The 18,481-nt window shown below is 72.5% G+C and carries 19 protein-coding genes; 11 read left to right on the top strand and 8 right to left on the bottom strand.

What is annotated here, in order from left to right; genetic code table 11:
- Nucleotides 1-9: 9 nt before the first annotated feature.
- From ngcE to AB0C12_RS32685, 4 genes are read left to right on the top strand one after another with little or no spacing between them, the layout of a single operon-like run.
- A complete protein-coding gene (gene ngcE / locus AB0C12_RS32700; protein ID WP_360553722.1) occupies nucleotides 10-1,434 on the top strand; it encodes an N-acetylglucosamine/diacetylchitobiose ABC transporter substrate-binding protein in 1,425 nt (474 codons plus the stop codon).
- Nucleotides 1,434-2,342 carry a sugar ABC transporter permease gene (locus AB0C12_RS32695; RefSeq protein WP_360553721.1) on the top strand — a complete coding sequence of 303 codons (909 nt, stop codon included), beginning with the start codon at nucleotides 1,434-1,436 and terminating at the stop codon, nucleotides 2,340-2,342. Before ngcE ends, AB0C12_RS32695 begins: the two co-directional genes overlap by 1 nt.
- Complete coding sequence (locus AB0C12_RS32690) at nucleotides 2,339-3,223, top strand: carbohydrate ABC transporter permease (RefSeq protein ID WP_360553720.1); 885 nt, start codon at nucleotides 2,339-2,341, stop codon at nucleotides 3,221-3,223. Before AB0C12_RS32695 ends, AB0C12_RS32690 begins: the two co-directional genes overlap by 4 nt.
- Before the next feature lie 31 nt (nucleotides 3,224-3,254).
- Nucleotides 3,255-4,421, top strand: coding sequence for a glycosyl hydrolase (locus AB0C12_RS32685; protein ID WP_360553719.1), 1,167 nt, complete (start codon nucleotides 3,255-3,257; stop codon nucleotides 4,419-4,421).
- A 39-nt stretch (nucleotides 4,422-4,460) separates the two neighbouring features.
- On the opposite strand, the gene AB0C12_RS32680 is transcribed toward AB0C12_RS32685, so the two are convergent.
- The 4 genes from AB0C12_RS32680 to AB0C12_RS32665 are packed head-to-tail and all read right to left on the bottom strand — an operon-like array spanning nucleotide 4,461 to nucleotide 7,338.
- Nucleotides 4,461-4,718, bottom strand: a complete 258-nt coding sequence (locus AB0C12_RS32680; RefSeq protein WP_360553718.1) for a hypothetical protein — start codon at nucleotides 4,716-4,718, stop codon at nucleotides 4,461-4,463.
- Nucleotides 4,715-6,265 carry a radical SAM protein gene (locus AB0C12_RS32675; RefSeq protein WP_360553717.1) on the bottom strand — a complete coding sequence of 517 codons (1,551 nt, stop codon included), beginning with the start codon at nucleotides 6,263-6,265 and terminating at the stop codon, nucleotides 4,715-4,717. Before AB0C12_RS32675 ends, AB0C12_RS32680 begins: the two co-directional genes overlap by 4 nt.
- 24 nt (nucleotides 6,266-6,289) lie before the next feature.
- Complete coding sequence (locus tag AB0C12_RS32670) at nucleotides 6,290-6,610, bottom strand: hypothetical protein (RefSeq protein ID WP_360553716.1); 321 nt, start codon at nucleotides 6,608-6,610, stop codon at nucleotides 6,290-6,292.
- A complete protein-coding gene (locus AB0C12_RS32665; RefSeq protein WP_360553715.1) occupies nucleotides 6,607-7,338 on the bottom strand; it encodes a prolipoprotein diacylglyceryl transferase family protein in 732 nt (243 codons plus the stop codon). Before AB0C12_RS32665 ends, AB0C12_RS32670 begins: the two co-directional genes overlap by 4 nt.
- A gap of 67 nt (nucleotides 7,339-7,405) precedes the next feature.
- Between AB0C12_RS32665 and AB0C12_RS32660 the strand changes: the two genes are divergently transcribed.
- From AB0C12_RS32660 to AB0C12_RS32645, 4 genes are all read left to right on the top strand, one after another.
- Nucleotides 7,406-8,191, top strand: coding sequence for an endonuclease/exonuclease/phosphatase family protein (locus tag AB0C12_RS32660; RefSeq protein WP_360553714.1), 786 nt, complete (start codon nucleotides 7,406-7,408; stop codon nucleotides 8,189-8,191).
- A 109-nt stretch (nucleotides 8,192-8,300) separates the two neighbouring features.
- Nucleotides 8,301-9,335 carry a tripartite tricarboxylate transporter substrate binding protein gene (locus tag AB0C12_RS32655; RefSeq protein ID WP_360553713.1) on the top strand — a complete coding sequence of 345 codons (1,035 nt, stop codon included), beginning with the start codon at nucleotides 8,301-8,303 and terminating at the stop codon, nucleotides 9,333-9,335.
- Nucleotides 9,336-9,803: a tripartite tricarboxylate transporter TctB family protein gene (locus AB0C12_RS32650; protein WP_360553712.1), complete on the top strand. Its 468-nt coding sequence runs from the start codon at nucleotides 9,336-9,338 to the stop codon at nucleotides 9,801-9,803. It abuts the gene before it with no gap.
- Entirely contained in the window at nucleotides 9,800-11,353 is a 1,554-nt protein-coding gene (locus AB0C12_RS32645) for a tripartite tricarboxylate transporter permease (RefSeq protein WP_360553711.1), read from the top strand. Before AB0C12_RS32650 ends, AB0C12_RS32645 begins: the two co-directional genes overlap by 4 nt.
- On the opposite strand, the gene AB0C12_RS32640 is transcribed toward AB0C12_RS32645, so the two are convergent.
- Together AB0C12_RS32640 and AB0C12_RS32635 are read right to left on the bottom strand one after the other, a co-directional pair.
- Nucleotides 11,350-12,126 carry a TIM barrel protein gene (locus tag AB0C12_RS32640; RefSeq protein WP_360553710.1) on the bottom strand — a complete coding sequence of 259 codons (777 nt, stop codon included), beginning with the start codon at nucleotides 12,124-12,126 and terminating at the stop codon, nucleotides 11,350-11,352. The genes AB0C12_RS32645 and AB0C12_RS32640 overlap by 4 nt on opposite strands.
- A complete protein-coding gene (locus AB0C12_RS32635) occupies nucleotides 12,123-13,148 on the bottom strand; it encodes a Gfo/Idh/MocA family oxidoreductase (protein WP_360553709.1) in 1,026 nt (341 codons plus the stop codon). Before AB0C12_RS32635 ends, AB0C12_RS32640 begins: the two co-directional genes overlap by 4 nt.
- Before the next feature lie 81 nt (nucleotides 13,149-13,229).
- Here AB0C12_RS32635 and AB0C12_RS32630 point away from each other — a divergent pair, with 81 nt between their 5' ends.
- Both AB0C12_RS32630 and AB0C12_RS32625 read left to right on the top strand, forming a co-directional pair.
- On the top strand, nucleotides 13,230-14,231 hold the full coding sequence (locus tag AB0C12_RS32630; RefSeq protein WP_360553708.1) for a LacI family DNA-binding transcriptional regulator: 1,002 nt from the start codon (nucleotides 13,230-13,232) through the stop codon (nucleotides 14,229-14,231).
- 176 nt (nucleotides 14,232-14,407) lie between these two features.
- A complete protein-coding gene (locus AB0C12_RS32625; protein ID WP_360553707.1) occupies nucleotides 14,408-15,115 on the top strand; it encodes a lytic polysaccharide monooxygenase in 708 nt (235 codons plus the stop codon).
- Here AB0C12_RS32625 and AB0C12_RS32620 read toward each other — a convergent pair whose 3' ends face one another.
- A complete protein-coding gene (locus AB0C12_RS32620; RefSeq protein WP_360553706.1) occupies nucleotides 15,116-15,787 on the bottom strand; it encodes a response regulator in 672 nt (223 codons plus the stop codon). It lies immediately after the preceding gene.
- Nucleotides 15,784-17,346: an ATP-binding protein gene (locus AB0C12_RS32615; RefSeq protein WP_360553705.1), complete on the bottom strand. Its 1,563-nt coding sequence runs from the start codon at nucleotides 17,344-17,346 to the stop codon at nucleotides 15,784-15,786. The genes AB0C12_RS32620 and AB0C12_RS32615 overlap by 4 nt, the downstream gene beginning before the upstream one ends.
- Before the next feature lie 47 nt (nucleotides 17,347-17,393).
- Here AB0C12_RS32615 and AB0C12_RS32610 point away from each other — a divergent pair, with 47 nt between their 5' ends.
- Nucleotides 17,394-18,356 (top strand): tripartite tricarboxylate transporter substrate-binding protein, encoded by a 963-nt coding sequence (locus AB0C12_RS32610; protein ID WP_360553704.1) that lies wholly within the window; start codon nucleotides 17,394-17,396, stop codon nucleotides 18,354-18,356.
- The last annotated feature ends 125 nt before the right edge of the window (nucleotides 18,357-18,481 follow it).

Raw genomic sequence — 18,481 nt, 5'->3', positions numbered from 1 at the left:
GCCCAGCTGATGAACCGCCCACCCCTGGCCGAACCGTACCCCACGAGACGCACCCTGCTGCGCACGGCGCTGACCGCCGGCGTCGCGGCCCCGCTGCTCAGCGCCTGTGTGACCGGCGGCGGCGACGACAACGACCCGGCCGCCGGCAACACCGGCGCCAAGAGCGCCGACAACCCCCTGGGGGTCAAGGCCGAGACCCCGCTCGAGGTGGTGATCTTCAAGGGCGGGTACGGCGACGAGTACGCCAAGCACGCCGGCACCCTCTACACCCGCAAGTACCCGGGCGCCAAGATCGACCACCAGGGCCTGCAGAAGATCGGTGAGGCCCTGCAGCCCCGGTTCGTGGCCAACACACCCCCGGACGTCGTCGACAACACCGGCGCGAGCCGGCTCGACATCGCCACGCTGGTGGCGGCCAAGCAGGTCAGCGACCTGAGCGCGCTGCTGGACGCGCCGTCCTTCGACGACCCGGCCGTGACGGTGCGCGACACTCTGCTGCCCGGGGTGGTCGAGGACGGCACCTTCGGCAAGACCCCGATGACCCTGAACTTCACCTACACCGTCTGGGGGCTCTGGTATTCCAAGCCGCTGTTCGCCAAGAAGGGCTGGGCGTACCCGAAGACCTGGGACGAGATGCTGACGCTGTGCGCGACCATCAAGGCCGCCGGCATCGCGCCCTGGACCTACCAGGGCAAGTATCCGGAGTACATCAACGATCCGCTGCTCAGCATGGCCGCCAAGACCGGCGGGCTCGCGCTGGTCAAGGCCGTGGACAACCTGGAGCCCAACGCGTGGAAGGCGCCGGGGCTGATCGGGGCCGCCGAGGCGTTCGCCGAGCTGGCCGGCAGGGGCTACCTGATGGCCGGCTCCGAGGCGCTGACCCACACCGAGGCCCAGGCCGCGTGGTGCAACGGCAAGGCCGCGTTCATCCCGTGCGGGTCCTGGCTGGAGAGCGAGCAGAAGGACGTCACCCCGCCCGGCTTCGACATGGTGATGGGCGCGGTGCCGTCGCGGACGGCGGGCGACCAGCTCAAGCCGACCGCGGTGCAGGCCGCCAGCAGCGAGTCGTTCCTGGTGCCGGCCAAGGCGAAGAACCCGGCCGGCGGGATGGAGTATCTGCGGATCCTGTTCTCCAAGCAGTCCGCCAAGGCGTTCGCGTCCACGGCCGGCACGCTGCCCGCGGTGGCCGGGGCGACCGACGGGCTGACGTTGAGCAGCGGGCTCGGCTCGGTCCGCGACGCGGTCACCGCGGCCGGCCCCGAGACCTTCACCTACCGCTTCCGCACCTGGTACGCCCCGCTGGCCAAGGCCCTCGACGACGCCACCGGCGAGCTGGTGAACAAGCGCATCACCGCGGCGGAGTGGGCGCAGCGGGTGCAGAAGGCGGCGGACGCAATCGCCAAGGACTCCTCGGTGCAGAAGTACACCCGCTGATGCGGCACGGTCGGTGGCGGTTCCTGGCCGGCGCGCTGGTGCCCGCGCTGGTGCTGCACGTGGTCTTCGTGCTGTCGCCGTACGCGCAGGCCTTCTATCTGTCGCTGACCGACTGGACCGGCGTGGCCGGCGAGGCGCACTTCGTCGGGGCGGGCAACTACGCCCGCCTCGGCGGGGACTCGCTGTTCCTGGACGCGGTCCGCAACAACGCGGTGATGCTGGTGGTCGTCCCGCTGGTCACCATCGGCATCGGGCTGTTCCTGGCCAGCATGATGCACCTCGGCGGGCGGGGCGGGCGGCGCGGCATCGCCGGCTCGGGGGCGTACCAGATCGTGTACTTCTTCCCGCAGCTGCTCTCGCTCGTGGTCATCGCGGTCCTGTGGGGTTTCGTCTACAACCCCAACACCGGCCTGCTGAACGGGGGACTGCGCGCGATCGGGCTCGGCGGGCTCGCGCAGAGCTGGCTGGCCTCGCCGTCGCTGGCCCTGATCGCCGTGATGGCGGTGCTGGTCTGGTCGTCGGTCGGCTTCTACGTGGTGCTGTTCAGCGCGGCGATCGACGGCATCCCGCGGGAGCTGTTCGAGGCGGCGCTGCTCGACGGGGCCGGGGCCTGGGCGACCTTCCGCAAGGTGACGTTGCCGCTGGTCCGCGAGACCGTGCAGGTGGCGTTCGTCTATCTCGGCATCGCCGCGCTGGACGCCTTCGCGGTGGTGCAGGTGATGACGGTCGGGCCTGGCGGTCCGGACGGCGCCACCGAGGTCATCGGGCTCTCGCTGTACCGCAACGCGTTCACCTACGGCAAGTTCGGCTACGCCTCGGCCATGGGCGTCGCCCTGTTCTTCGCCACCCTGACCCTGGCCGTGCTGGCGCTGCGGGCCGGCCGCAAGGAGAGGCTGGAGCTGGCATGACGCTGGTGGATGAACGGCCCGCGGTGTCCGTACCACCGGCGCCCGCGCGCCGGGCCCGGCGGTCCTACGCCGTGTTCCCGGTGCACCTGGCCATGCTGGCCTGGGCGGTGGTCACCGCGCTGCCGCTGCTGTGGGCGGTGATCAGCTCGTTCAAGACCGACACCGAGATCCTCAACGAGCCGTGGTCGCTGCCCGCCTCCCCGCAGCCGGGCAACTGGGCGCGGGCCTGGACCGAGGCCAGCATCGGCCGCTACTTCCTCAACAGCCTCATCGTGGTCGGCGGGGCTCTGCTGCTGACCATGCTGCTCGGCTCGCTGGTCGCCTACGCCCTGGCCCGCTACGAGTTCCGGGGCAACCGGCTCATCTACTACACCTTCGTCGCGGCCATGTTCTTCCCGGTCTTCCTGGCCCTGGTGCCCCTGTTCTTCGTGGTGCAGCGGCTCGGGCTGCTGGGCACGTACCAGGGTCTGATCCTGGTCTATGCGGCGTATGCCGTGCCTTTCACGGTCTTCTTCCTGCACTCGTTCTTCCGCACCCTGCCCGGCGAGGTGGCCGAGGCGGCGTTCATCGACGGCTGTTCGCACGGTGCCGTCTTCTTCCGCGTCATGCTGCCGATGGCCCGGCCGGGCCTGGTCGCCGTCGGCATCTTCAATTTCCTCGGGCTCTGGAACCAGTACCTGCTCCCACTGGTCCTCAACCCCGACCCGGACCGGTACGTCCTGGCGCAGGGTCTGGCCGCCCTGTCGGTCAGCCAGGGCTACCGCAGTGACTGGAGCGGTCTGTTCGCCGGCCTGACCATCGCCATGCTGCCGGTGCTGATCGCCTACGTCGCGTTCCAACGCCACATCCGCGCCGGAATGACCGCCGGCGCGGTCAAGTAGGTCCCCTCACCCCCCATTCCGGAGGACCCCCATGTCCAAAATCCTCAAGCTGCTGGGTGTGACGACGCTGCTGAGCTCCCTGGCCGTCTTCACCCACGCCGCCGGCGCCTCCGCCGCCGACTGCGGCTACCTGTTCGACGACTTCTCCTACAGCTCGTCCGGTGACAGCTCGCTGACCGCGCACGGCTGGACTCCGCGCAGTTACGCCGGCGGACCGGGCGTGCCGGGAGCGACGTGGTCGCCGAGCAGCATCACCTTCCCCACTGAGGGCGGGCAGAAGGTCATGCAGCTCACCGCCTCGACCGACGGCACCGGCGCCGGCACCAGCCACGCGGAGCTCTACAGCACCCAGAAGCGTTACCTGGAGGGCACGTACGCCAGCCGGGTCCGCTTCACCGACACCCCCACGGCCGGCAACGACGGCGACCACATCAACGAGACGTTCTTCACCATCAGCCCGCTCAACGGCGACCTGGACCCGACGTACAGCGAGCTGGACATCTCCGAGTACCTGCCCAACGGCGGGTGGGGCGAGACGGGCCCGATCAACTACCAGACGACCTGGTACACGTACCGGGCCGAGCCGTGGCTGGCCGACAACGTGCACTCCGAACAGCGGTCCAGCCTCAACGGCTGGCACGACCTGGTCGCCACGGTGGCCGACGGGCACGTCAAGTACTACATCGACGGTGTGCTGGTCGGTGACCACTCGGGCAAGTTCTACCCGCGGCAGACCATGACGATCAACTGGAACCTCTGGTTCATCGACACGGCGGCGCACACCGGCGGGCGCAGCACCTACATCCAGCAGGTGGACTGGGTGCTGTTCGCGAAGAACCAGGCGCTGACCCCGGCCGAGGTGAGTGCGCGGACCGCGGGCTACCGCTCGGCCGGCAGCACGTTCGCGGACACGGTGGACACCACGGGGGGCTGCACCCCGCCGACCAACCCGCCGTCCACTCCGCCGACGAGTCCGCCCACCACGCCGCCGTCGCAGGGCGACTGCACCAACGCGCCGGAGTGGGCGTTCGGATCGGTCTACCAGGGCGGGCAGACCGTCAAGCACGAGAAGAGCCGCAACGGCGACCCCAGCGGCCCGCCGTCGGGTGAGGGCAAGCACCTGTGGAAGGCCCGGTACTGGACGCAGGGCTCCGAGCCCGGCTGGACCCAGCAGTGGCAGGACCTCGGTCGCTGCTGATCCTTCTCGCGGGGGCGTCGCCACCGGCGGCGCCCCCGCTCAGGTCAGCCAGGTCCAGCACTGCCAGCCGATCCCGGCCAGCCCGGCCGCGGTCAGCGCGGCCAGGTACGCCACCACCAGCCGGACGTCACGCAGGACGCACTTGGACCGTTGCAGTCCCGCCCGCCGTGCCCGCACGTAGCCGGCCAGCCCCAGTGTGGCGAACGCGGTGACCGCCAGCGGCCCGGCCAGCCAGGCCAGCGCGGCCACGGTGGCGTAGACACACAGTCGCAGCGGATCGGCCGGAGTGCCGGTCACCGCCGCACCACTGCCTGGGGAAGGCGCTGGGCGGCCAGCTGCGGCCAGGCCTGCACGGCGCAGAACGGCGCGCACTGGTCCCGGTCGTCCTTGCGGGTGCCGACGTGCACGCAGCACTGCAGCAGCCGTTCCTCCACCATCGTGGCCATGTCCATGAACGGCTTGACGGTGATCCGCTTGACCCGTTCGGCCAGCATCCGGCGCAGCCGCTCCCGGCCGCCGGGCAGGCTCGACGACGCCATCGCGGCCAGCGTGCCGATCCCCAGGTCGCAGTTCGCGCAGATGTCACGCCACAGGTCGCCGACCCGGGGATGCGACAGCGACGACTGCTCCGAGAGCAGGCCGAGCAGCGAGTCGCGGACCGCCCGGCGCAGCTGCGCGGGCAGCTCGGTGTCGGCGATCCGGTTGGCCACGGCGTCGGGCGCCAGCTCCAGGAAGGACAGCAGCCGGTCGTGGCCGACCAGGGCGGTCAGCGAGCGCCACTCGCCGGTGTCGTCGCGCAGCAGGTAGCCGACCGAACAGCAGTGCGGGTGCGAGCAGGGCAGCGCGGTCAGGTCCCGCCAGGTGACCAGGTCGCCGGTCTGCGGGCCGAGCCGGGCCAGCACCCCGGTGTGGGTGAGCCGGCGGCTGCTGTCGATGACCCCGGAACGGCCGGAGCCGAACTGCGGCTGGATCGACACCCCGCCCACGTACGGCGTGTCCAGCGCCCGCTTGACGACCGCGCCGATCTCGTCGTCGTTGACGTCCAGCGCGGCCGTCATGGTCAGCGTGGTGAAGATGCCGCGCCCGGCCAGCCGGTCGATGGCCTGTTCCTTGGCCCGGCGGAGGTCGGCGCCGCGGTGCTGCCGGTGCGCGCGCTCACTGACCCCGTCGTACTGCAGGTACACCTCGACCCGTTCGCGATGGGCGGCGAGCAGGTCCAGCAGGGCGTCGTCGCGGGCGATCCGCAACCCGTTGGTGTTGAGCAGGATCCGCACGACGTCCCGGGCGGCGACCGCGTCGAGCAGCTCGGCCAGGTACGGGTACAGGGTGGGCTCACCACCGGAGAGCATGAGCACGTCGATGCGCTGCCGCTCGCGGGCCAGCCGGGCGTCGAGACTGGCCAGTACGTCGGCCAGCGGGACGACGGTGTCCAGGGCCGGCGACGAGTCGGCGAAGCACGTGGGGCAGCGCAGGTTGCACGAGTCGGTGAGGTCGGTGAGCAGGATGCAGGTGTGCTGCGTCTGCATCTCCGGCAGCCCGTCGAGGTAGGCGGCCGGCACCGGGGCGAAGTTGCCGGCCAGGTCGGGCTCGTGCTGCTTGGTCGGCGCGGTCCACTGCTCCAGGTAGGTCAGGATCGCCGGGTGCTCGTCGTACAGGGTGCGCACGAGGCCGTGCCGCGGGCAGCCGCGCTCGAGCCAGACCTGCTCGTCGCGGACCACGAGCCGGCCGGAGAGCCGGGCGACCTCGGCCAGCGGGCGCTGCGGGTGCTCGTCGTGGCAGTGCGGGCAGAACGCGTTGACATAGCGGTGGATGCGGTCGCCGCGCAGCGGCATGCCGGTGCCCATCAGTGGTCCCTCCGGTAGTGCTTGTCATGAGGCCGAGATCAGGGCCACGCACAGCCCGAACCCGACGAGCGGCAGCACGATCAGGCCGGTGGCCCACCCGATGAACAGCCCGATCCCCAGGCCCCGGTCGCCCTTGACGATCAGGACGGTGCCGGCCGCGACGACGGCGGCGAACAGCACCAGCTGACCGAGCAGGCTGCCCCCGATCAGCGCCTGGTCGGCGGCATCGCCCGCGCCCCAGATGGCGGCGGCGACCAGGCCGGCGCACATCAGGTGCCCGAGCAGCGCGAGTCCGATCCCGGCCCAGACGGCACCGGTGCGGATCGGCTGCGGCGGCGGCCTCATACCGGCACCCCCTGCGTGCGGGCGGCCCGGTGCCGCCGGGCGAGGATCACGAGCCGCCAGGCCAGCAGGGGAGCGCAGGCCAGCAGGAACAGCTGCGGGCGGGTCAGCCCGGCCGCCACCACCTCGTTGCCGCGGACGAACTCGACCGCGAACCGGAACACGGCGTAACCCGTCAGGTAGCCGGTGAACAGGGCGTCCGGCTGGGTGATCCGGTCGCGGGCCAGGATCAGCACGGCCAGGGCGAGGAGATGAAAAGCGATCTCGTACGCGAAAGAGGGGTGCCGCGGCACACCGTCCACGGTGACGCCCCAGCCCGCGCCGGTGGGCGTGCCGGGCCGTTCGGTGAGCAGGCACCCGATCCGGCCGACCGCCATACCGGCGGCGATCGCGGGCGCGAACAGGTCGCCGCTGCGGGCCCGGTACCCGCAGAGCCGCTTGGCGACCAGCACACCGAGGTACGCGCCGGCCAGGCCGGAGAGGATGCTGCGGTTGCCGTACGCCCACTGCTCGGCCAGGGTGGCGTTCTGCCGCGGGTCCAAGTGCTGCAGCCAGGTGCCGAGCCGGCCGAACAGGGCGCCGCCGACGAGCACCCCGGCCACCAGGTACCAGAGCCGCTCGTCGCCGCGGCCGCGCCGGCGTACCTCGGCGGCGAAGACCAGCCCGGCGACCGCCAGGCCGAGCGCGACGAAGACGTCATGCGTACCCGCAGGCATTTGCCCGATATGCACCGAATCACGATATAGCAAGCGTCGTCGGATCAGGCGCGGTCGGGTCATCCGGGTAGCGTCTGGCGGCGTGACCCGGACGACCGTGGTGCGGCTGCTGACCTTCAACGCGCTCATGCGCGGTGACGTCCGGGCGCGGCTGCGGGCCCTCGGCACGGTCCTGGAGCAGTCCTCCTACGACGTGGTCTGCCTCCAGGAGGTGCTGCTGCATCGCCATGCGACCCTGGTGCGCCGCCTCGCCCGGCACTACGGCCACCACGCGCGGTCCGGCTCCCCGCTCCTGGAGGGCGGCCTCGTGCTGCTGTCCCGGTGGCCGATCCGGACCGCCCGCTTCGTGCGGTACCCGCGCACCGGCCCGCCCCGTCCCGAATACCTCATGCGCAAGGGCGTCCAGCTCGCCGTCCTGGACACGCCCGCCGGCCCGCTCGCGATCGCGAACACCCACCTGTCCGCCAACCGCGACGGAGACTGGTCACCGGCGAACCGCTACACCCGGGTCGCCCGCGCCGAACTGGATCACCTCGCCGGTGAGCTGGCCCGGCTCGACCCGGCGCTGCCGGTCGTGGCGGTCGGCGACTTCAACGTCCCTCGCACGGCCGCCGCGCTCACCGGCTTCCTGGCCCGGGCCGGGCTCACCGACGTGCTGGCCGGCGACCCCGCGCCGACGTACCGGCCCACCCCGCGCTGGCCGGCCCCGCCCGCCTTCGACCACGTGCTGATCCGGCCGGCGCCGCAGCGGGAGCTCTCCGCGGAGGCGCGGATCGTCCTGCGGGACGCGGTGACGCTGCCGGGTGGCCGGCCGGGGTATCTGTCCGATCACTACGGTGTCGAAGCGGTGCTGTCCCTGGGCGGCTGAGCTGCCACGACCACAAAGACCACAACGACCACCGTGTCCGTAACGATGACCGCCGATGGTCCCGCGATGCAGCATCTCTGAAACACGCAGGCAACACAGAGGAGCGGTCGTGAAGGACACAGTTGTGCGGCGCCCGGGTCGCGTCGTCGCCGCGGGGATGGCCGCGGCGCTGCTGGCCGCCACCGCGGCCGGGTGCACCAAGGACACCGCCGGCGGGCGGACCGGCACCGGCGAGGTGCGCTATCCGACCAAGACAGTGCAGCTCATGGTGCCCGCCGCGCCGGGCGGCGGCTGGGATCTCACCGCCCGCACCATGCAGCAGGCGATGACCGACGGCAAGCTCGTCGAGCAGCCTGTCGAGGTCTACAACGTCACCGGCGCGGCCGGCACCATCGGGCTGGCCCAGCTCGTCTCCAAGAACCGCGGCGACGCCCACCACCTGATGGTCATGGGCCTGGTGATGGTCGGCGGCGTGGTGGCCAACAAGTCGCCGGTGAAGCTGGACCAGGTCACCCCGATCGCCACGCTCACCGCCGAGCAGGAGGTCATCGTCGTCCCGGCGGCCTCCAAGTACCAGAACCTCAAGCAGCTCATGGACGACGCCAAGACCGCACCGGCGTCGGTCAACTGGGGTGGCGGCTCGGCCGGCGGCACCGACCAGATCCTGGTCGGGCTGCTCGCCAAGGCGGCCGGCGCCGACCCCGAGGCGATGAAGTACGTCGCGTACTCCGGTGGCGGCGAGGCCAAGGCCGCGCTGCTCTCCGGTGACCTGACCGCGGCCGTCTCGGGCCAGAGCGAGTTCAAGGACCTGGTCGCGTCGGGCAAGGTCCGCGCGCTCGCGGTTTCCGGTGCGACCGGCGTCGACGTCGGCGGCGGGTCGCCGGCCCCGACCGTCAAGGAGCAGGGGTACGACGTCGAGCTGATGAACTGGCGCGGAATCGTGGCCCCGCCCGGGATCGACGTCCCGACCAAGGACGCCGTGACCGCCCTCATGGACCGGCTGCACTCCTCGGAGTCGTGGAAGTCCGCGTTGCAGAAGCAGGGCTGGGAGGACTTCTACCAGAGCGGTGATACCGCGTCGACGTTCTTCACCAGCGAGAACCAGCGCATCACCGCGGTGCTCACCGACATCGGGCTCGGCTAGATGACCACCGACGTGGCACCGGCCCGCCGTACCGGTGGAGTGATCCTCGCCGGCGGGCTGGTGCTCGCCGGCGTGGGTCTGCTCTGGTCGGCGGTGTCGGCGGCCGATGGTGACCTCGGCCTGCAGAGCCCGCGCCTGGCCCCGGTCGTGATCGCCGCGGCCTGGGTTGTCGTCGCGCTGGCGCACCTGATGGCCCAGCTGCGCACCCGGGAGGCGCCGCCGGAGGAGAAGCCCGGCTGGTGGAGCCCGGCCGGGGTGGTCGCGAGCCTGGTCGGCTTCGCCGTCGCCCTGGAGTACGCCGGCTTCGTCGTCTCCGCCGCTGCCTTCGTCGTCGTGGTGTCCCGGGTCCTCGGCAGCCGCCACCTGGTCCGTGACGTCATCGTGGCGGTACTGCTGCCGACGGCGGTCTACCTGGTCTTCACCCGGCTGCTCGACATCTTCCTGCCCGCGGGGGTGTTTCCGCTGTGAACGTCTTCGGTGATCTGCTCTCCGGCTTCGGCACCGTGCTGAGCCCGCAGTACCTGCTGTACGCGGCGATCGGCGTCACTCTGGGCACGTTCGTCGGCGTGCTGCCCGGCATCGGCCCGGCCCTGACGATCGCGCTGCTGCTGCCGGTCACCTTCAGCCTGGACGACCCGATCGGCACGTTCATCATGTTCGCCGGCATCTACTACGGCGCCATGTACGGCGGCTCCACCACCTCGATCCTGCTCAACACCCCGGGCGAGTCGGCGTCGGTGGCCACCGCGATCGAGGGCTATCAGATGGCCCGGCGCGGAAGGGCGAAGGCCGCCCTGGCCACGGCCGCGATCGGATCGTTCGTGGCCGGCACCATCTCCACGCTGTTGCTGAGCCTGCTGGCCCAGCCGGTGGCGAAGCTGGCGACCACGTTCCGCGCGGCCGACTACTTCGCGCTGGCGTTGCTGGCCATGGTCGCGGTCACCGCGCTGGTCGGCCGGTCGGTCGTGCGCGGCCTGATGTCGCTGGTCTTCGGCCTGTTCCTGGGGCTGGTCGGGATCGACGCGCTGACCGGGCAGGCCCGGTTCACCTTCGGCACGATGGAACTGCTGGAGGGCGTGGACATCGTGGTGGTGATCGTCGGCCTGTTCGCGATCGGCGAGACCCTCTACGTCGCGAGCCGGCTGCGGCACCTGCCTGAGCACGTGCATCCGCTGGAGCCCGGGTCGGCGCGGCACGGCTGGCTCACCCGCGACGACTGGCGGCGCTCGTGGGGGCCGTGGCTGCGCGGGACGGCGGTGGGCTTCCCGTTCGGGGCGCTGCCGTCGGGCGGAGCGGACGTGCCGACGTTCCTGTCGTACACCTACGAGAAGCACCGGGCGCGGGACCGGGCCGAGTTCGGTAAGGGGGCGATCGAGGGGGTGGCCGGTCCGGAGGCGGCCAACAACGCGGCGTTCTCGGGGGTGCTCGTACCGTTGCTGACCCTCGGCATCCCCACCTCCGCGACCGCCGCGGTCATGCTGGCCGCTTTCCAGATCTTCAACCTGCAGCCCGGCCCGCAACTGTTCGACACCTCGCCCGAGCTGGTCTGGGCGCTGATCGCCTCGCTCTACGTCGGCAACGTGCTGCTGTTGCTGCTCAACCTGCCGCTGATCCGGGTCTGGGTCAAAGTGCTGCAGATCCCGCGACCCGTCCTGTACGCCGGCATCCTGGTCTTCGCCACGCTCGGGGTCTACGCCGCCACGGGCAGCGTCAACCAGGTGTTCATCGCCTACGCCGTCGGGGTGATCGGCTTCGGGATGCGGCACTTCGACTTCCCGATCGCGCCGGTGATCCTGGGCCTGATCCTCGGCCCGATGATGGAGGTGCAGTTCCGCCGGGCGCTGCTGGTGGCCAACGGTGATCTGAGCACGTTCGTGACCCGGCCGCTGACGGCGATCCTGCTCGCGTGTGCGGTGCTGGCGTTCGTGGTGCCGTACCTGCCGCGCATCGTGGCCCGGCTGCGCGGCCGCGACCCGCGCGACGAGCCCGGCAAGCTGGTGTTCGCCGAGGACGACTAGCCGAACGCGCGGCGGAAGTCGTCCAGCGCGAGGTCCGGGTCGTCGCTGGCCCAGCCCTCCAGGGCGACGACGCCGCGGTAGCCGAGCCGGCGCAGGGCCGCGGCGACGGCGGGATAGTGGATCTCACCGGTGCCCGGCTCGCACCGGCCCGGCACGTCGGCGACCTGGATCTCGCCGATCCACGGCAGGGCCCGCTCGACGAGCTGGACGAGGTTCCCCTCACCGATCTGCGCGTGGTAGAGGTCCAGGTTCATCCGCAGGTGCGGACTGCCGACGGCTTCCACCAGGGCCAGCGTGTCGGCCGCCCGGGCGAAGGGGACGTCGGGGTGGTCGACCGCGGTGTTGAGGTTCTCCAGGGTGAAGACCCGCCCGGCCCGCTCACCGAGCTCCGCCAGCCGGCTCAGGGTCCGGACGGCGGTGAGCCACATCGCGGGCGTCACCACCGCGGCCGGGACGACCGGCAGTCCCCGGTCGTCGAGTCCGGTGCCGTGCACGTTCAGGCGTGGGCAGCCGAGCCGCTCGGCGGCCTCCAGCGAGAGCCGGGCGGTGGCCAGGAGCTCGTCGGCGCCGTCCGGGTCGGCCAGGGTGCCCCGCAGGTAGCCGGTCATCGACGAGATCGTCGCGCCGGTCGCGGCCAGCGTGTCGAGGTCCTGGCCCGCCCAGTTCCACATCTCGACCTCGAAGCCGCGCTCGGCGATGCGCCGCACCCGGTCGGCGAACGGAAGGTCGAGGAAGACCATCTCGGCGCAGACGGCCAGCCGGTAGCCGCTCACCCGGCCACCTCGTCGATGCGGACCGGACGGCCGCCGGCCACCGACGCGGCGGCGGCCAGCGCGATGGCCAGGGCGGCCCGGGCGTCCTCGCCGGTCACCGGCGCCGGCGTGCCGGAGCGGACCGCGTCGGCGAACGCCGCCAGCTCAGCGGTGTAGGCGCCGGTGAACAGCTCCTGGTCACTGCGGACGGTCCCGGCCGTCCGGCCCGGGGCGCCGGAGAAGACCATCGTGGTACGGCGGCCGTCGCCCATGGTGGCCGTGCCGCCCGGGCCGAACACCTCGCCGCGGACGTCGTAGCCGTAGGTGGCCTCGAAGCAGGCCTCCGCCGTGCCGATCGCGCCGTTGTCGAAGCGCACGGTGACCACGGCCGTGTCGAGCAGCCCCCGGTCCCGCCAGCCCGGCTCGACCAGGGCGTCGGCGACCGCGTGGACCTCCACGGCCGTGCCGCCCGGGTTGAGGAACCGCAGCGTGTCGAAGTCGTGGATCAGGGTCTCGAGGAAGATCGTGCCCGGCGGTACGCGCGCCGGGTCGAACCCGCCCGGATCCCGGGTCAGCGACCGCAGCAGCCGGGGCGTCCCGATCGTGCCGGCGTCCAGCAGCGCCCGTGCCGCCTGCCAGTCGGGGGCGAACCGCCGGTTGAAGCCGACCTGCAGCACCACCCCGGCGGCACGGGCGGCCGCGACGGCCCGGTCGGCGCCGGGCAGGTCGAGGGCCATCGGCTTCTCGCAGAACACGTGCTTGCCCGCCTCGGCCGCCGCGACGACCAGGCCGGCGTGGAACCGGGCGGGCGCGGCGATCACCACCGCGTCGACCTCCGGGTCGCCCCACACCTGGGCCGCATCGGTGTAGGCCCGGTCGGCGTCGAGGGCATCGGCCAGCGCTTCGGCCGCGCCCGGCGCCGGGTCGGCCACCGCCACCAGCCGGGTGCCGCGCAGCCGCCGGCTCACGGTCTCGCCGTGGAACGAGCCCATCCGGCCCGACCCGATCAGCGCGACTCTGACCTCTTTACTGGAACGTTCCATGCCACGAGAGTGGGCCGCGGCACCGGCCGGCGTCAAGGGTGGAAGCTGGAACGTTCCAGACTGTGCGACTACGCTGGGCCGGTGCGCAGCGCGGAACGGAGAGCGACCCTGGCCGACGTGGCGGCACGGGCCGGCGTGTCCAAGTCGCTGGTGAGCCTGGTGATGCGTCACGAGCCGGGAGCCGGCACCGAGACGCGGCGCCGGGTCCTCGAGGCCGCCGACGAGCTCGGCTACCACCCCGACAGCCGGGCCCGGCTGCTGCGCAGCGGCCGCAGCCGGCTGCTCGGCGTCGTGTTCGGCATCCAGCACGACTTCCACGGCGACCTGGTCACCGACCTCTACGCCGCCGCCCGGGAGACCGGTTACGAGGTGGCGCTGAGTGCCGTCACGCCCGGCCGCGACGAGCGGGAGGCGACAGCCGGCCTGCTCCAGGACCGCTGTGAGGCGCTGATCCTGCTCGGGCCGCAGCAGCCCACCGCGAGCCTGGTCCGGCTGGCCACCCGGCTGCCGGTGATCGTGCTGGCCCGGGGCGTCCGGCACGCGGCCGTGGACGTCGTCCGCACCGCCGACGCCGAAGGGCTGCACCAGGCCGTCGATCACCTGGTCCAGCTGGGCCACCGCCGGATCGCGCACATCGACGGCGGGCGCGCCCCCGGCGCCGCCGAGCGCCGCCGTGGATACCGCGACGCCCTGCGGGGCCACGGCCTCGACCGGTACGCACGGATCGTCCCGGGCGGCCTCACCGAGGAGGACGGCGCGGCGGCGGCCCGGGTGCTCCTCGACGACCCGCCGACCGCCGTGACCGTCTTCAACGACCGCTGCGCCACCGGGGTCCTCGACGTCCTGGCCCGGCACGGACGCCAGGTGCCCGGCGATCTCAGCGTGGTCGGCTACGACGACAGCCGGCTGGCCCGGCTCGCGCACGTCGACCTCACCACGATCGCGCAGGACGCCGGCACGATGACCAGGCTCGCCGTACGCCGGGCGATCGACCGGATCGAGGGGACCGCGGTGGCCCGGCGCGAGGTCGTCGTCCCGCCCCGGCTGGTCGTCCGGGGCACCACCGGACCGCCAATACATTGACAGACGTAGATGTCTTCTGAAAGTCTCGGTGCGGGACCGCCGCGGGAGCAAGTGGCCGGTCGGGAGAGGGCGAGACTCCCGGCCCACCGTCCACCGATGCCCGCGCGCGTCGTGCTTTCCGTCCCCCGGCGACGTTGCCCGGGCATCTCGATCCCTCATCGAGTGCTGGAGGCACCATGTCCTCGACCATCCGACTGCCCCGACCCGTGGCCCGCACCGGCACCGTGCTGGTGGCAGCCGTTCTGCTGCTCACCACCGCGCTGGCCGGCGGCGCGTTCGCCCACGGTTCGACGATCGACCCCGCGTCGCGCAACTACGGCTGCTGGAAGCGCTGGGGCAGCGACTTCCAGAATCCGACCATGGCCACCGTGGACCCCATGTGCTGGCAGGCCTGGCAGGCCGACACCACCGCGATGTGGAACTGGAACGGTCTCTACCGGGAGAACGTCCAGGGCAACCACCAGGCCGCCGTCCCCAACGGCACGCTGTGCAGCGCCGGCAACACCGGCGGCACCCGCTACTCGGCGCTGGACACGCCGGGCAACTGGACCGCCACCCGCATCCCGAGCTCGTCGGCGTTCACGGTGGTGGCCCACGACCAGGCCCGGCACGGCGCCAAGTACTACCGGGTCTACGTGAGCCGGCAGGGCTACAACCCGCTGACCCAGCGGCTGTCCTGGAGTGACCTGACCCTGCTCAAGGACACCGGGCCGATCGCGCCCGGCGCCGGCGAGACCACCTCCGACCCGGCCCTGGGTGGCGTGTCGGTGAAGATCCCGGTGAGCGCACCGGGGCTGACCGGCCGGCACATCGTCTACACCGTGTGGGAGGCCGGGCACGCCGACCAGGTCTACTACTGGTGCGCGGACGTGAACTTCGGGTAGCTAGGCGATCCAGCGGTACCGGCGTTGCGGCCGGCCCGCCGACCCGTAGCGGAGCCGGACCTCGGCCTTTCCCGCGGTGACGAAGTGCTCGAGATAACGGCGGGTGCTCACCCGGGAAAGGCCGATCCGCTCGGCGCACTCCTCGGCCGACAGGTCACCCGGGCAGTCGCGCATCGCGTCCGCGATCAGGCGGGAGGTTTCCGCGGTCAGCCCCTTCGGCATCGGCGCGCTGGACATCCGCAACGTCACGAACAGCTGATCCACGTCGGGCTGCCCCACGTCGGTGCTGAGCGCGAGCCGGTCGTGCACGGCGGCGTAGCGCTCCAGCCGGTCACGCAGCACGTCGAAACCGAACGGCTTGAGCACGTAGTGCACGACGCCTCCGCGCAGCGCCGAGCGTACGGTCGACACGTCGCGCGCCGCCGTCACCGCGAGCACGTCCGGCCCGCCGTCCCCGCTGTCCCGCAGCCGCCGAAGCACGTCCAGCCCGGTGATGTCGGGCAGGTAGATGTCCAGCAGCACCAGATCCGGCCGCACCGCACCGACCTGGGCCAGCGCGTCGGCGCCGGTGTGCGCGACCCCGACCGTGGTGAAGCCGGGCACCCGGTCGACAAAACCGCGGTGCACCTTGGCCACCATGAAGTCGTCGTCCACCACCAGTACGCGGATCACGCCACCACCTCCCGGGCCGGTGGCAGCCGGGCGGTGAAGGTCGAGCCGCGCACCTCGACGCCGCCGCCGCGGTGCCCGCAGATCAGCCGGATCATCGCCAGGCCCAGCCCGTGGTGGCCGTCCACCTGGTCCTTGGTGCTCCAGCCCTGCTGGAACACCCGGTCGGCCAGCTCCGGCCCGACCCCGGGCCCCGAGTCGGTCACCGTCACCACCACCTCGCCCACCGGCGTCGTCGTCACCCGTACGGTGATGGACCCGCCCGGACCCACCGCGTCGAGCGCGTTGTCCACCAGGTTGCCGACCACCGTGACCAGGTCGGCCGACAGCTGATCGTCGACCGTGGGCAGGTCCGTGCCCTCGGCGATGGTCAGCGTGACCCCCTGCTCGGCGGCCAGGCTGGCCTTGGCGATCAGCAACGCGGCCAGGGCCGGGTCCCGGATCACCCTGGTCACCTCCCGGTCCAGGGTCTCGTGCAGCTCGCTGGTCCGGTTGATGTAGCGGACCACCTCCTCGTGCTCGCCCAGCTCGACCAGGCCGGAGATGGTGTGCAGCCGGTTCACGAACTCGTGCGCCTGGGCCCGCAGGGTGTCGGTCGTGTGCCGGCTGACGTCGAGCTCCCGGCGCAGCGCGGTCAGCTCGGTGCGGTCGCGCAGGGTGGTCACCGAACCCGCGGCGCGGCCCCGCATGACGACCGGCTGACGGTTCAGCACCACCACCCGGTCGTCGCTGAGCACCACCTGGTCGACCCCCTCCGACCGGCCGGTGAGCACGTCCAGCAGCGCCGGCTCGAAGCCCTGCTCCAGCAGGGACCGGCCGACCGCGTCCGGGCGCAGCCCGAGCAGCCGGATCGCCTCGTCGTTGACCAGGGTCACCCGGTGCGCGGTGTCGGTGCCGATCACACCCTCCTTGATGCCGTGCAGCATCGCCTCCCGGTGCTCGACCAGGCCGGTGATCTCGCGCGGCTCCAGGCCCAGGGTCTGCCGCTTCACCCGCCGCGCGAGCAGCAACGAGCCGCCGACGCCCAGCGCGGCCCCCAGCACCAGGTAGGTGAGCAGGTTGGTCAGCGCGCTGCCGAGCTGATCGGCCGGGGTGGGATAGGCCCGGCCCACGATGATCAGCCCGATGAAGTGGCCGTCCTGCTCGTCCAGCACGGGAACGTGCGCGACCAGCGCCTTGCTGCCGCTCTCGATGACACCGACCCAGGACCGGCCGCTGAGCGCCGGACTGCCGGCCATCGGCGCGGGCCGCCCGGCGTCCGGGCCGGTGACGACGGTCCCGGCCGCGTCGGCGACCACCACGTACGAGGCACCGGACACCGCCCGCGCACTCTCCGCCACCGTCTCCAGGGCATCGCGGCCCAGCGGATTGCCCAGCCCCAGCCGCACGGTCCGGTTGATCGCCGCGTTCTCACCGACCGACCGCAGCCGCTCGCCCTCGACCCGGCGGAACGCGGCGTCGGCCTCGGCGATCGAGACCGCGGCGACCGCCCCGACGACGAGCAGGACGATGGCCAGTTGCAGGGCGAGCAACTGGCCGGCCAGGGAGAGCCGGTGTCTCATGCAACAGCATCCTGCGCCGATCGGCCGTGCTGCGCCAGACTGTCGGCATGCGAAGACGCTCCCTGCTCGGCGGCGCGCTGGCAGCCGTCCTGGCGGGGTGCGCCGCGCCGGCCGGGCCGGGCGACGACCTGCGGATCATGGTGCCGAACCCGCCCGGCAGCGGCTACGACATCACGGCCCGGGTGCTGGCCACCGCGCTCGGCGACGCCGGCATCGCCCGCGGCGTCGAGGTGTTCAACCTGCCCGGCGCGGGGGGAGTGGTCGGGCTGCGCCGGCTCGCGTACGAGCAGGGCAACGCCCGGCTGGTCATGCTCATGGGGCTGGGCCTGATCGGTGCCGGGATCGCGGCCGGTGCCGAGGTCACGCCGGCGGAAGCCACGCCGATCGCCCGGCTGGTGCAGGAGCCGTCGATCGTGGTGGTGCGCCGCGATTCGCCGTACGGCTCGCTCGACGAGCTGATCGAGGCCTGGCGGGCCGACCCGGCCGGGGTGCCCGCCGGCGGTGGCTCCTCGATCGGCGGACCCGACCACCTGGCCACCATGTTGCTGGCCGAGGCGGCCGGCCTGGCGCCGGCCCGGGTCGCCTACCGGCGCAACGACGGCGGCGGCGACCTGCTCGCCGCCGTCCTCGGCCGCGAGGTCGCGTTCGCCCTGTCCGGCCTGAGCGAGTACGCCGACCAGATCACCTCGGGCCAGCTGCGGGCCCTCGCGGTGACCAGCGAGCAGACCGTCGACCAGGTGCCGGCGCCGACGGTCCGGGCCGCCGGCCTCGACGTCGTCTTCAACAACTGGCGTGGCATCGTCGCCCCGCCCGGTCTGGCCCCCGCCGATGCGGCCGCGCTGCGGGCGACTGTCGCGAAGCTGGACACCTCGGCGCCCTGGGCCGCGGCCCGCGGCCGCTTCGGCTGGACGCCGGCCTATCTGACCGGCGACGCCTTCGGCGCCTTCATGGCCGAGGAGAGCGCCCGGGTGGCCGGCGTCCTGCGCCGGCTCGGCCTGCACCGCCCTTGACCGGTACGCCGGCCCCGGACCTGATCGCCGTGAAGTCGCCTTCCTCGTAACGGCTCGCAGCCCTGCCACGGGCTACACGTCCGCGGCGCCACCGCGCACGGTTCGTGACCCGTCGCCGATGCGCG

This window comes from Actinoplanes sp. NPDC048967 (assembly GCF_040649415.1).
In the GTDB taxonomy this organism is placed as follows: domain Bacteria; phylum Actinomycetota; class Actinomycetes; order Mycobacteriales; family Micromonosporaceae; genus Actinoplanes.
Note: the sequence above shows the minus strand (reverse complement) of the source record. Positions and strands in the feature narration are given on the sequence as shown.

What these genes read in the sequence shown, in the direction of transcription:
- ngcE (WP_360553722.1), top strand. Translation starts at nt 10, where the DNA reads ATGAACCGCCCACCCCTGGCCGAACCGTACCCCACGAGACGCACCCTG.
- AB0C12_RS32695 (WP_360553721.1), top strand. Translation starts at nt 1,434, where the DNA reads ATGCGGCACGGTCGGTGGCGGTTCCTGGCCGGCGCGCTGGTGCCCGCG.
- AB0C12_RS32690 (WP_360553720.1), top strand. Translation starts at nt 2,339, where the DNA reads ATGACGCTGGTGGATGAACGGCCCGCGGTGTCCGTACCACCGGCGCCC.
- AB0C12_RS32685 (WP_360553719.1), top strand. Translation starts at nt 3,255, where the DNA reads ATGTCCAAAATCCTCAAGCTGCTGGGTGTGACGACGCTGCTGAGCTCC.
- AB0C12_RS32675 (WP_360553717.1), bottom strand. Translation starts at nt 6,265, where the DNA reads ATGGGCACCGGCATGCCGCTGCGCGGCGACCGCATCCACCGCTATGTC.
- AB0C12_RS32670 (WP_360553716.1), bottom strand. Translation starts at nt 6,610, where the DNA reads ATGAGGCCGCCGCCGCAGCCGATCCGCACCGGTGCCGTCTGGGCCGGG.
- AB0C12_RS32650 (WP_360553712.1), top strand. Translation starts at nt 9,336, where the DNA reads ATGACCACCGACGTGGCACCGGCCCGCCGTACCGGTGGAGTGATCCTC.
- AB0C12_RS32635 (WP_360553709.1), bottom strand. Translation starts at nt 13,148, where the DNA reads ATGGAACGTTCCAGTAAAGAGGTCAGAGTCGCGCTGATCGGGTCGGGC.
- AB0C12_RS32625 (WP_360553707.1), top strand. Translation starts at nt 14,408, where the DNA reads ATGTCCTCGACCATCCGACTGCCCCGACCCGTGGCCCGCACCGGCACC.
- AB0C12_RS32615 (WP_360553705.1), bottom strand. Translation starts at nt 17,346, where the DNA reads ATGAGACACCGGCTCTCCCTGGCCGGCCAGTTGCTCGCCCTGCAACTG.
- AB0C12_RS32610 (WP_360553704.1), top strand. Translation starts at nt 17,394, where the DNA reads ATGCGAAGACGCTCCCTGCTCGGCGGCGCGCTGGCAGCCGTCCTGGCG.